12 protein-coding genes and 1 other RNA gene are annotated in these 12118 nt (G+C 28.1%); 8 read left to right on the forward strand and 5 right to left on the reverse strand.

What is annotated here, in order from left to right; genetic code table 11:
- Positions 1-195: 195 nt before the first annotated feature.
- Positions 196-2001 carry an oligoendopeptidase F gene (gene pepF, locus BFN48_RS01815; protein WP_069649161.1) on the forward strand — a complete coding sequence of 602 codons (1806 nt, stop codon included), beginning with the start codon at positions 196-198 and terminating at the stop codon, positions 1999-2001.
- 258 nt (positions 2002-2259) lie between these two features.
- On the opposite strand, the gene BFN48_RS01820 is transcribed toward pepF, so the two are convergent.
- Positions 2260-3078, reverse strand: a complete 819-nt coding sequence (locus BFN48_RS01820) for an NAD(+)/NADH kinase (protein ID WP_069649162.1) — start codon at positions 3076-3078, stop codon at positions 2260-2262.
- Between the two features lie 144 nt (positions 3079-3222).
- Here BFN48_RS01820 and BFN48_RS01825 point away from each other — a divergent pair, with 144 nt between their 5' ends.
- On the forward strand, positions 3223-4125 hold the full coding sequence (locus BFN48_RS01825; protein ID WP_069649163.1) for an RluA family pseudouridine synthase: 903 nt from the start codon (positions 3223-3225) through the stop codon (positions 4123-4125).
- A gap of 14 nt (positions 4126-4139) precedes the next feature.
- Here the strand turns inward: BFN48_RS01825 and BFN48_RS01830 are convergent, their stop codons facing one another.
- Both BFN48_RS01830 and BFN48_RS01835 read right to left on the reverse strand, forming a co-directional pair.
- The gene (locus BFN48_RS01830) at positions 4140-4463 is read right to left on the reverse strand and encodes a YbjQ family protein (RefSeq protein ID WP_069649164.1); all 324 of its coding nucleotides are present in this window, start codon (positions 4461-4463) and stop codon (positions 4140-4142) included.
- Positions 4444-4662 carry a hypothetical protein gene (locus BFN48_RS01835; protein WP_069649165.1) on the reverse strand — a complete coding sequence of 73 codons (219 nt, stop codon included), beginning with the start codon at positions 4660-4662 and terminating at the stop codon, positions 4444-4446. The genes BFN48_RS01830 and BFN48_RS01835 overlap by 20 nt, the downstream gene beginning before the upstream one ends.
- 364 nt (positions 4663-5026) lie before the next feature.
- Here BFN48_RS01835 and BFN48_RS01840 point away from each other — a divergent pair, with 364 nt between their 5' ends.
- Positions 5027-5296, forward strand: a complete 270-nt coding sequence (locus tag BFN48_RS01840) for a hypothetical protein (protein ID WP_069649166.1) — start codon at positions 5027-5029, stop codon at positions 5294-5296.
- A gap of 41 nt (positions 5297-5337) precedes the next feature.
- On the opposite strand, the gene BFN48_RS01845 is transcribed toward BFN48_RS01840, so the two are convergent.
- Positions 5338-5967, reverse strand: coding sequence for a hypothetical protein (locus BFN48_RS01845; RefSeq protein ID WP_069649167.1), 630 nt, complete (start codon positions 5965-5967; stop codon positions 5338-5340).
- Between the two features lie 288 nt (positions 5968-6255).
- Between BFN48_RS01845 and BFN48_RS01850 the strand changes: the two genes are divergently transcribed.
- The 4 genes from BFN48_RS01850 to ssrS all read left to right on the forward strand — a co-directional run bounded on the left by BFN48_RS01850 (position 6256) and on the right by ssrS (position 10132).
- Positions 6256-7203, forward strand: coding sequence for a calcium/sodium antiporter (locus BFN48_RS01850; RefSeq protein ID WP_069649168.1), 948 nt, complete (start codon positions 6256-6258; stop codon positions 7201-7203).
- 112 nt (positions 7204-7315) lie between these two features.
- The gene (locus BFN48_RS01855; RefSeq protein ID WP_069649169.1) at positions 7316-7633 is read left to right on the forward strand and encodes a hypothetical protein; all 318 of its coding nucleotides are present in this window, start codon (positions 7316-7318) and stop codon (positions 7631-7633) included.
- A gap of 154 nt (positions 7634-7787) precedes the next feature.
- Complete coding sequence (ftsH, locus tag BFN48_RS01860) at positions 7788-9539, forward strand: ATP-dependent zinc metalloprotease FtsH (RefSeq protein WP_069649170.1); 1752 nt, start codon at positions 7788-7790, stop codon at positions 9537-9539.
- A 415-nt stretch (positions 9540-9954) separates the two neighbouring features.
- A non-coding RNA gene (gene ssrS / locus BFN48_RS01865) (6S RNA) lies at positions 9955-10132 on the forward strand.
- A 13-nt stretch (positions 10133-10145) separates the two neighbouring features.
- Here ssrS and BFN48_RS01870 read toward each other — a convergent pair.
- Positions 10146-11693, reverse strand: coding sequence for a putative polysaccharide biosynthesis protein (locus tag BFN48_RS01870; RefSeq protein WP_069649171.1), 1548 nt, complete (start codon positions 11691-11693; stop codon positions 10146-10148).
- Between the two features lie 182 nt (positions 11694-11875).
- Here BFN48_RS01870 and BFN48_RS01875 point away from each other — a divergent pair, with 182 nt between their 5' ends.
- Positions 11876-12118, forward strand: a complete 243-nt coding sequence (locus tag BFN48_RS01875; protein WP_069649172.1) for a hypothetical protein — start codon at positions 11876-11878, stop codon at positions 12116-12118.

The raw sequence follows: 12118 nt of genomic DNA on the forward strand, positions 1-12118 counted from the left end.
CGTGAAAAATTACAGAAACTAAAGAGTTAATGTTATACATTAATTTTGGCTGTTGAAAAAGTATAAATTTATTTTGTTCATAGTCTGTTGTTTGTTTTTTTTGTTGAAAAACAAGAAAAAAGTGGTAAACCTTATTAATAAAGTATAAAATAATGTTAGGTGTATTTTAACTAAGTTGGGAAAGGGGAGTTGTTGATGAGTAGTGCTAAGGATGTACTTAAGGAAAGAAATGAAATCGAAGAAAAATTTAAATGGAATTTAGAGAGTATGTATGAAAATGATGATAAGTGGGAGGAAGACTTTGAAACTATCAAAAAACTTATTAAGGAAATTAAGCAGTATAAGGGTAAAGTAGGGGAAAGTGGAGAAATATTATTAGAAGTACTAGAATTAGAAAGTAAAATGTCAAGAATGATTGAAAATGTTTATACATATGCAAAAATGAGGAAAGATGAAGATACAAGAAATGATAAGTATCAGGCTTTAACAGACAGAGCAACAAGTTTAATGGTAGAAGTTGAAGAAAGTACTTCTTTTATTGTGCCAGAAATACTTTCGATAAAAGAAAGTGTTTTGAATGATTATTTAAATAATGTTGAAGGATTAAAACTGTATAGGCATTATATTGAAAGAATAGTAAGAAGGAAAAAACACTATCTTTCACCAGAAGAAGAAGCTATTATTGCACAAGCTGGAGAATTAGCTAATTCACCTGAAACAATATTTGGGATGTTAAATAATGCTGATATAAAGTTTCCAACTATAATAGATGAAAACGGAAATGAAATTACTATAACTCATGGAAAATTCATAAAACTAATGGAAAGTAAAGATAGAAGAGTTAGAAAAGATGCATTCAAAGGATTATACGATACTTATAACAAATATAGAAATACTTTTGCTGTAACATTATCAGCTAACATAAAAAAAGATATTTTTTACAGTAAGGTAAGAAAATATAACTCTTCATTGGAAGCTGCACTTGATGTGAACAATATTCCTATTGAAGTATATGATAATTTAATTAAAGCAGTACATGATAATCTTTCTTCAATGTATAGATACGTAAAGTTAAGGAAGAAAGTACTTGGATTAGATGAATTACATATGTACGATTTATATACACCTTTAGTTAAAGATATAGAGATGGAAATACCATATGAAGAAGGAAAGAAAATAGTGTTAGAGGGACTTAAACCTTTAGGAGATGAATATATAGAAATAGTTAGAGAAGGATTTAACTCAAGGTGGATTGATGTTTATGAAAATAGAGGTAAAAGAAGTGGGGCTTATTCTTGGGGTACATACGATTCATATCCGTTTATACTATTAAATTATCAGGATAATTTAGATAGTGTATTTACATTAGCACATGAATTAGGACACTCTTTACACAGCTATTATTCAAAAGAAAATCAGCCTTATATATATGGTAGTTATAGTATTTTTGTAGCGGAAGTTGCATCTACTGTTAATGAAGCTATATTAATGGAGTATATGATTAATAAAACTAATAATAAAGATGAAAAACTATATCTTTTAAATCATTATTTAGAGCAGTTTAGAGGAACGGTTTACAGACAGACTATGTTTGCAGAATTTGAGAAATTGATTCATGAAGAAGTTGAAAACGGAAGGTCATTAACAGCTGATAGTTTATGTAGAATGTATAAAGAGTTAAATAGGAAATATTATGGACCAGATATTGTTATTGATGATGAAATAGCAATGGAATGGGCAAGAATTCCACATTTTTATTATAATTTCTACGTATATCAGTATGCGACTGGTTTTTCTGCTGCTATAGCATTATCACAGAAAATTCTAAAAGAAGGTAAAGAATCAGTAAACAAGTATATTGATTTCTTGAAGAGTGGTAGTTCAGATTATCCAATTAACGTACTTAAAAAGGCAGGAGTAGATATGACTACACCACAACCTGTAGATAATGCTCTAAAATTATTTAACAAATTACTTGATGAAATGGAGAGTTTATTATAGAAATTGAAAAATAACGCTCATAAACAAATCTTTAGAGAAAACTAAGATTCATAATTTCGAAAAATCCTAACGCACCTAATCAAGACGTCCTGTCTTGTAGGATGCTGGCTTAGCGTCCATGCTAAGCCTACGGATTTTTCTGAAATTCTTCATCAAGTTTTCTTTGCTAAAGATTTGTAATTATTCACTTTTATTTTTCAATTATTATAACTTTATTTTGTCTATAGTCTTAAAGGCGGCAATGCCGCCTTTTTTGCATTATAAAAATTTTTCTTTTATTTTATTCCAAAAGTTTTTACTTTTTAAAGTAAGCATTTTTATTGTCATGTCAGATAATTTAAAGTTTATTTCAACTATATTATCAAATTTATACTGCTGACCATCCATTACAATTAGAATAGAATTTTCAAATCTATATTCAGGATTAATTTTAATAGACATATTTTCAGGTACAATTATACTAGAAGTTAATGCTCTATAAACGTTAGAATTGAGAGGTGCTAAAGGAGTTATTTGAAGAGTTCTTAAAGATGAATGAACTATACTTCCACCAGCGGAATAGCTATATGCAGTACTGCCTACAGGAGTAGATATTATTACACCGTCGCCGCTAAGTCTTTCTAAGTAAGTATCATCAATCGATATGTCAAGATGAATTGTCTTTGATTCTATTCCTTTAATTGCAATTTCATTTACTCCAATTAATTCAATACAGCTGGTTCTAGTACAAATTAATGCTTCTACGAGAAAAATTTCTTCAATCTTATATTTGCCTTTAACTAGATTATCTATAAAATTATCTATTTTATCAGGAGAAACTTCTTGAAAAAAGCCAAGATGTCCTGTGTTAATTCCTATAAAAGGTATATCAGGGAAGTCATAATTATGTACAGCTTTAAGGAAAGCACCATCTCCACCAATACAAATATTTAATGCGGCACTATAATCATAACCTTCGGCAATTTGAAAACCTTTTTGGGTTAGCTTTTCTTTCAAAATTTCAGCTGTTTTAATAGAATCATTTCTATTATTATGTATAATATTGATTATATTATTGTCGAATCCTGCAAAGGACAAAATTATCCCTCCAATTTAGAATTAATGATTTGAAACAATAAAGTTGATTATATTATTATTTGTAATTACTATGCTATAATAATTATAGCATAAAATAATACTAATCTTAACAACAAACTAGAATATATGGATTGGAGGCAATTTATGACTGCAAAAAAAGAAAGTGAAAGTGTAATTGATTTTTATGTAGACGAGGATGGTTTGTTAATAAAAGAAATTTTAAAAGACAAATTTAACATTTCAGATAGATTTTTAAAAAAACTTGAAAGGACTAAATCGGTTTTTTTAAACGGTTCAAGAATAAAAACTAATAAAATTGCTAAAAAGGGAGATAAAATAACTATTGTTATGGATGATGAAATAGATGAAAATATACCTCAGCAAATACCAATAGAGGTTATATATGAAGATTTTGATTTACTTATATTAAATAAACCACCTAAAATAGTTGTACATCCTACTAAAAGTCATCCAGATAATACGATTGCAAATGGGGTTGCATATTATTTTAAGCAAAAAAAGATAAAAAAGAAGGTGCGATTTGTAAATAGGCTTGATATGGATACATCTGGTATTCTTGTTATTGCTAAAAATCCTTTTGCACATCAGCAGTTAGCGCAGCAATTTGAATCTAATATAGTTGAAAAAAGATATCTAGCTATAGTGGAAGGTATAGTAAAAGACGATGAGGGCACAATAAAAAAGGCTATAGGACGATATGATGATATTTCTATAAAAAGAACTGTATTAGAAGATGGGAAAATAGCAATAACGAATTATAGAGTATTAGAGCGTTATAAAAATGCGACATTACTAGAAATACATATAGAAACAGGTAGAACTCATCAAATAAGAGTTCATTTAAGTCATATAGGACATCCAATAATAGGTGATTCATTATATAATAGACCTAGTCAATTGATTGATAGACAGGCACTACATTCTTACTCTCTTAGTTTTATAACGCCTAGAAAAAAAGAGAGAAAATTAGTTTTTGCTCAGTTACCTGAAGATATGAAGTTGCTTATAGAAAAACTAAGCGGCTAAAAAAGCCGCTATTTTTAATCTGCATCTTTAATTTTTACAGCCGTACCATATACTAAAATTTCTGCAGCTCCTTGCATAACTGCTGATGTAGAATAACGTATATTAATAATTGCATCGGCACCAAGTTTTTCAGCTTCTTCAACCATTTTCTTAGTAGCAATTTGTCTAGCTTCATTAAGCATTTCGCTATATTCCTTTAGTTCACCACCAACTAAATGTCTGAAAACTGCTGCTATATCTTTTCCTATATGCTTCGCTCTTATTGTACTACCTTTAACAATACCTAAAGTTTCTATAATTTCTTTGCCTACAATATCACTAGTATTTACTAAAATCATCTTTGTTTTCCTCCTTTCTATCTTTTATTCTTTCTCTAATAACTGTAATTAATAAGCATATAGAGCTTATAAGTGCTATTATAAATAATACAAATAAAAAAGGGCCGATTATTTTTTCATTTATTGGAATTAGGATTATTGTTCCAACTAAATATAAAACGAAACAAAACACTAAAATCCAACTAAAAAATTTTACCATTTCCGTTCCTCCTTTTATTCTATTATACTATATATTTTTAAGAATATGATTAAACTATAAAAATTAATATTATCTGAGCTTTTTGATAATCCATAGGAAATTATAATAAAATCTTATATTTTAGAAATTTAATGTTGATTTTATTGAAACTTTGTCTGGCATGTTTACATGCCAGAGTCGTTATAAACTACATTAAAATGTGGATAATTTTAAATATAATTTCCGTAATGGATGTGGGCAAAATCTACCTTAATTTGTTTAAATCGAAGATTTTGTTCTAAAGTTAATAAATAGAAGATATAACAAATAATAATTGCGGAAAATAAACTTTTTTGGGGAAAATAATAATATGTGAGGTGATTTAATGTTAAATAGTGTTTTAGAAACACGAATAAGAGATAATAATGGAATATATCATCTCCAGCTTACAATACCAGAAAAAGAGTATTTTGATGTTTATGAGGATATAGACGATAGTCACGCAAAAGATATAATTAATCTATATTTAGAGTATCATCAAGATGATGGAAGACCAACTAATATAAATATAGATTATGATAAAAATTCACATGTTGTAAAAATTAATACTCAACTTAAGTATGAAAATAATGATCATACTAAAGCTTCTTACTAAAATATAAAGAAACCTAGATAATCTGTTTATCTAGGTTTCTCTTAACTTTCGTCATTGCTATTTAGCACATTAAGTAATTCCATCATTTGGAACATATCTTTCATTTTATCAATATTTTTTGCTTCTTCATCACCAAGCATAGGTTTTATTATGTCAATCATGTCATCAATTTTTATTTCTGATTTATCATTCGCAGAAGTAATTTTAGATAAAGTTGATATAATAGGTTTAAATTTATCAATATTTACCATTAAATCTAGCATAGGCTTTATAGTAGGTAGTTTATCATCTGGAATTTCTTCTTGCAAAGATAGGAATATTTTATTTATACGTTCTTTTGGAGTTATATTAGTTACTGGGGTTATTGGTTCAAAAGTTTTTCCTTTTGTAATAAATTCATATAGTCCCATTATTCTGTTTATTTTTTCAAGGTTAATTATAAAAATATTTAATGTGCCTACTATTTGCTCAGGTAGATACGGGCCTACTTTTTTTAGAATGTATATTTTCTTATCAAGATTGTTAAGTATAGATGTTTTTAGTAGATTTTGCAAAGAAAATCCTTGGTTAATTAACCTTGGCACGAAAATTAGAGCTGCAAATAATAATAATTTATTATTAAGAGGACTTATATTAATTTGTTTTGGTGTACTTATTTGCAACTTATTCACTTTTAATCCTCCTAGATAGTTAAAATTAAAATACCTCGTACAGTATAGTATGATATTTATTATAAATTTGTTACATGTTAGGTAGAATATTTATTATAATCCATAGGAAATTATATTCCTTATTAAATTGTGGATAATTTTGAATATAATTTCCATTTATGGATATAGGCAAAATCTACCTTGATTTGTTTAAATCAAAGATTTTGTTCTATAATAGATAAATATTAATTATGTTGAAGAGTTATATTAACTTAAAAAGAACAAAATATAAAGTTAGGGTGATATATATTGTTTATCTCAACAATACTATTTATATTTGGTTTGATTTTGGTTATAAAAGGTGGAGACTGGTTTGTAGACTCTTCAGTAAAAATAGCAAAAATATCAGGTTTACCAGAAGTATTTATAGGAGCTACATTGGTAAGTATAGCAACTACTTCACCAGAGATTATGGTTTCTGCAGCAGCTGCAGTAAAAGGACATAGTACAATGAGTGTAGGGAATGCTATTGGTTCTATTATATGTAATATAGGATTAATACTAGGACTTACTAATATTATTATGCCAAGTAAGATAGACAAAAGTTTATTTAGTGGAAAAGCTTTCTTAATGGTTTTATATATGATACTACTTTTTATCCTAGGCTTTAATGGTTTTATTAATAGAGTTGATTCAATAGTATTGATAGTACTCTTTATTATATATGTAATATACAATTCTTATAGCATTAAAAGTAGAAAGACACTAATATCGGTTCAAAGTAATAAGAGAATTTTTTCTAAAGAGATAATTAAAATTGCGATAAACTTTATACTTGGAATAACAGCTATATTAATAGGTGCTAATTTACTTATAGATAATGGTGTTATTTTAGCAGGATATTTAGGTGTACCAGAAGCAATTATAGGCCTTACGCTCATAGCATTAGGTACTTCATTGCCAGAATTAGTTACAGCTATTACTGCATTAAGGAAAGGGCATGGAGGTTTATCTATAGGTAACATAATAGGGGCTAATATTTTAAATATAACGCTAGTAATTGGAATTTCAGGGGTAATAACTTCATTAAAACTTTTAAAACAGAATATTTTTTTCGATTTTCCAATAGCCTTAATATTGATGTTATTATTGTTAATTCCATTATCAAGGAGGAATGAAATTACTAGACTAAATGGTTTAATACTATTGCTAGTGTATATTGGGTATATAATATCACTTTATAGTGTATTTTCGTAGATATATTGAGAAGCACAATTTTTGCTGAGAATCATATAATATAATGTATTGTGTAATATGGACATATTTATTTACATAATATAGAAAAAAAGGTTAAAAGGGGGATGTCTACATGAGTAGTGAATTAGGTAACGACAGAATAAAAAATCTTGAAGAAATTTTGGAAAAGTTTAAGGGTAAAATAGAGATAAAACAGGAACAATTAGAAGAATTAAAAGAATTAGCAAGCAAGTATTCAAATAAGACAGAAGAAGAACTAATGTTAGAGGTTATGAAATATAGCAAAATCTTTTCAAAGGATATGACAAAGGAAGAATATATGGATAAGATTAAAAAACTTGAGAAAATAAGACCATTTTTAAATGAAGAGCAGGCTAAAAAACTAGATAAATTAGTAGAAGTACTTAAAAAAGTAGATATAAAAGAGTAAATTTTGAACTTCGAGCGTCATAGCTCGAAGTTTTTTTGTTGATTTATATACAAAAAATTTTATGTGAACAATACCAAATATTGTAGATTAGACATATAATGATGAATTTGATATACTATAAAATGTATTATGTAAACTAGAAAGTGGGGATATAATGGTGCTTAAAAAACGAAAGATAATATTTTTTGCATTAGCAGCTTTTATAGTTATAATTTCTGTTTTAATATATTTTCAAATAAATAATAAAGATTATGTAAATATTTCATATAAAAAATTTATTGAGTATGTAGAAAAAGGTAATGTTGAAACTGTTTATTTAAGTAATAGTTCTAAGATTAAAGGTAAATTAGCAGATGGGACATATTTTATAACAGATAATCCAAGATCAGAGTCTTTTAAAGAAAGTCTTTTAACAAAAGGTATAAATGTTGAAGAAATTGAGCAAAATGCGGCAATAATGAATTTGCTTACTTTATTATTAGTTTTAGGTAGTTTCGGATTTATAGGATACTTTTTAAGTAAAAATACAGCTAAGCAAGCTCAGAAGGAAATGGCTTATATGTCTTCTATAGAAAGTGACTTTAGTAATACTAAGTCTATAACTTTTGATGATGTTGCAGGGAATGATGAAGCTAAAGAAAGTCTTAAAGAATTAGTAGATTTTATAAGAAATCCTGAAAAATATGAGAGATATGGCGCTAGAATGCCAAGAGGCGTACTATTGTATGGTCCACCTGGAACAGGTAAGACTCTTTTGGCTAAGGCTTTGGCTGGAGAGGCAAATGTTCCTTATTTTGCTGTTACAGGTTCGGATTTTATACAAGTTTATGCAGGGTTAGGAGCAAGTAGGATTAGAAGTTTGTTCAAAAAAGCTAGACAAGCTGGTAAATGTGTAATATTTATTGATGAGATAGATGCTCTAGGAAAGAAAAGAGCAGGAAATGTAGGTGGTGGAAGTGATGAGAGTGATAGAACATTGAACGCTTTATTAACTGAAATGTCAGGATTTAAAGGAAATGAAGGAATAGTAGTAATAGCAGCAACTAATAGAATTGATACTTTGGATGAAGCGCTTTTAAGGCCAGGTAGGTTTGATAGACAAATTGAAGTGGGACTTCCAGATGTAAATGCTAGGTATAAGATATTAAGATTACACAGCCGAAATAAGCCTTTAGATAAAAATGTAGATTTAAAGAAAATAGCTTATCAAACAGTATATTTTAGTGGAGCTAAATTGGAGAATTTGATGAATGAGTCTGCTATGATAGCTGCAAAAAGTAATCAAAAAACAATAAAAATGGAACACATAGATAAAGCTTTTTACACAGTAATAGCTGGTGAAGAAAAGAAGGATAAAAGTACTATATCCTTAAAGGATAAAAGAATAACAGCATATCATGAAACTGGACATGCTTTAGTAACTAAACTTATTGCACCAGAAAATAGAGTTACAAAGGTTACAATAATACCAAGCACCAAAGGTGCTGGAGGTTTTAGTATGAATATACCACCTAATAGTATGTATCAATCTAAGGAAGATATAATTAAAAATATAAAAATATCTCTTGGTGGTAGAGCAGCAGAGGAAATTATTTTTGGAAAAGATAAAATTACAACTGGAGCTTCAAATGATTTACAAAAAGCTACTAAAATGGCTTTGTTATTAATTAGTAGATTTGGTATGGAAGAATCCGCTGGTTTAGTAAGCTACGAAACATTATTAGGCGATAAGTTAGGCAGCAATAATTTTATAGTAAATAAGACAAGAGATTTGCTAGAAAAGTTATATAAAGAAACATTGGAGTTATTGAGAGATAATCTAGATTTATTAGAAAAAATAGCTAGTTATTTGATTTGTAATGAGACTATTAATGAAGAGGAATTGAATTTATTGATAAATCATTAAATTAAAAATAAAGTTATATTCATTAATGAATTGAAAAATAACGCTCATAGACAAATCTTTAGAGAAAACATAGACTTATAATTTCGAAAAATCCTAACGCACTCAAGACGTCCTGTCTTGTAGGATGCTGGCTTAGCGTCCATGCTAAGCCTACGGATTTTTCTGAAATTCTTCATCAAGTTTTCTTTGCTAAAGCTTTGCAATTATTCGCTTTCATTTTTCAATTATTACAATTAAGCATGAAACTTTAAGACTTTGTCTTAGGGCTTAGTATTTTAGAGCTTGTCAACTACTGAATTTCATCAAAAAAGCAAATAAAGTTTACATAACTTGAGATATTTACGTTTTAACATTTTTAATAACGCTTTTTTAGGTTTTTAAAAAGCTTAAATTTGTGTTATAATAAAGTCAGACAAAAATCCTGAGATGTTCGTAAGCCCTTGATAATTCGACCGACATTAGACATCCGGGAGTTCGGGTTCTGTAGTGTATGACATGCCTAATTAATTAGGAAGTCAAAAGCTACAGATAGAACACCCACCTGTGTGAGCAGCGGGTGCGAATTAGAAGGGCGACGGCACCACGGGATAACCCTTAAGCATTAGCTTAAGGGTTATTTTTGTGTAGAAGTTTTTTAAGTAGAGAAGGAGGAAGTCCTTTAATCAATGTTAATATTAGAAAATAAGTAAAACCACCTATAAATAGGCATACTAGGAAATTTATATAGTTCTGTGTGTTTAATGATCTAAGGTAATTATAAATAATCAGTATTATTGCAGTCATACTAACTGAAGATATTATAGGTTTTATTATATAGTCTATAGTATTAAAATCAATTTTCATTATTCTTATTATACTAATATAATGCAAAAGACTAATGATAATTGTTGCTGAAATAAAGCCTAAGAAAAAACCTTTAATACCGAATATTGGGTTACCTACTAGAAAATATGTGGACGATATTTGAATTAACATTCCTATTAGATAATTTATTGTTGCTATTACTTGTTTTCCTAAACCATGAAGTATACCTGATAATACATGTTGCAGTGATAAAAATATTGTTGAATAACCGAGTATACCCAAGTAAATGCCTACAATTTTATCTTCGTAGAAAAACATAGCTATAGGTTCTGAGAAAAAGATATATATAAATGTTAGAGGTATGGAAATTAGTAAAGTTATTCGCAAAGATAATAGAATATCATTTTTAATCATTTTGTATCTTTTTAAAGCTAATTCTTCAGAGAGATTTGGAATAATGTTTATTACAAGAGCTGATGTAACGATATATGGTAAAAATATGATTGGCATTGACATTCCAATAACTCTACCAAAAATTGAAACAGCTTCTGTTTGGCTGTAACCTGCTACTATTAATCTTTGAGGAATTAGTACTGCATTTATAAGTTGCATCGATACATTAATTAATCTAGATATAGTGATAGGTACTGATATATAGAAGATTTGTGAAAGTATTTGTATAGTATATACAGGTTTTGATGAGCTTATAGCTTTATTTTTACCAAAAAGTTTATAGTTTAATACCATCCAAATTAAACCTGCAATTTCTCCAATACTTATTCCACAAACTGCTATAAAAGCCCCTAGCTTTGAACTTACTGGATACATATAATAGATTATTCCCAGTACGAAAGCAATTCTTATTATTTGTTCTATTATTTGAGCCATACCAGCTGGGCTGATTTTTTTCATGCCGTAAAAATATCCTCTGAATACTGATGAAATTGAAATTATTAATACTGCTGGTGCTAACATAATGATGCTTTTATTTATTTCCTTATTTTTAAGAATCTTTAATGAAATATAGTCGCTGCCTATTAAAATGATTAAACTCAAAACAAAAGCTATTAAGAATGTTATAGACAAGGCAATCTTAAAAACTTTTTTTGCACCTTTTAAATTATGGATAGAATTTTGTTTAGCAACTAATTTTGAGACTGCTATAGGAATTCCAGCAGTAGTAATAGTTATAAAAAACATGAGAACTGGAAAAACCATTTGGAATAAGCCTATACCTTCAGGCCCAATAAGTTTTGACAAAATTATCTTATAGCAAAAACCTATAAACCTAACTATGAAATTTACAGTTGCAAGAATTATTGAACCGTATATAAAGCTAGTTTTTTTCAAGCTATCACCCCAAAATATTTACTGTATTATACATATTTTATTTAAAGGAATAATATTACTGAAGATATATTAATTTTGAAAATTTAACATTTATTTAAGAAACTAAGAATATGTTTAAGGTGTATATCAAAGATTAAGAGTAGGGTTATTGAAGTAAAATTAATTAAAAGGAGATGTAGATAATGGAGTTGGTTTGTCCACTTTGTAATGGTATGTTAAATTATGAAATATACTGCTTAAGATGTGGTGACAGACTAAAAGATACAGGGGCGATAGTGGACTACTTAGATGAATATAGCCCTTATCTATCAAATGATATAACGCAGCTTGTTGATGGAGTAGAGCATGAAAAATGCTGCCATTTATTTAAGTGTGAAAGATGTGGTTTTGAAAAGAGAGTTAAAATAAATAGAGTAAGGATGTAA

The organism is Caloranaerobacter ferrireducens, from assembly GCF_001730685.1.
GTDB lineage: Bacteria > Bacillota > Clostridia > Tissierellales > Thermohalobacteraceae > Caloranaerobacter > Caloranaerobacter ferrireducens.

Coding starts and splice junctions, on each gene's coding strand:
- pepF (WP_069649161.1), top strand. CDS start 196: ATGAGTAGTGCTAAGGATGTACTTAAGGAAAGAAATGAAATCGAAGAA.
- BFN48_RS01825 (WP_069649163.1), top strand. CDS start 3,223: ATGACTGCAAAAAAAGAAAGTGAAAGTGTAATTGATTTTTATGTAGAC.
- BFN48_RS01830 (WP_069649164.1), bottom strand. CDS start 4,463: ATGATTTTAGTAAATACTAGTGATATTGTAGGCAAAGAAATTATAGAA.
- BFN48_RS01835 (WP_069649165.1), bottom strand. CDS start 4,662: ATGGTAAAATTTTTTAGTTGGATTTTAGTGTTTTGTTTCGTTTTATAT.
- BFN48_RS01840 (WP_069649166.1), top strand. CDS start 5,027: ATGTTAAATAGTGTTTTAGAAACACGAATAAGAGATAATAATGGAATA.
- BFN48_RS01855 (WP_069649169.1), top strand. CDS start 7,316: ATGAGTAGTGAATTAGGTAACGACAGAATAAAAAATCTTGAAGAAATT.
- ftsH (WP_069649170.1), top strand. CDS start 7,788: ATGGTGCTTAAAAAACGAAAGATAATATTTTTTGCATTAGCAGCTTTT.
- BFN48_RS01875 (WP_069649172.1), top strand. CDS start 11,876: ATGGAGTTGGTTTGTCCACTTTGTAATGGTATGTTAAATTATGAAATA.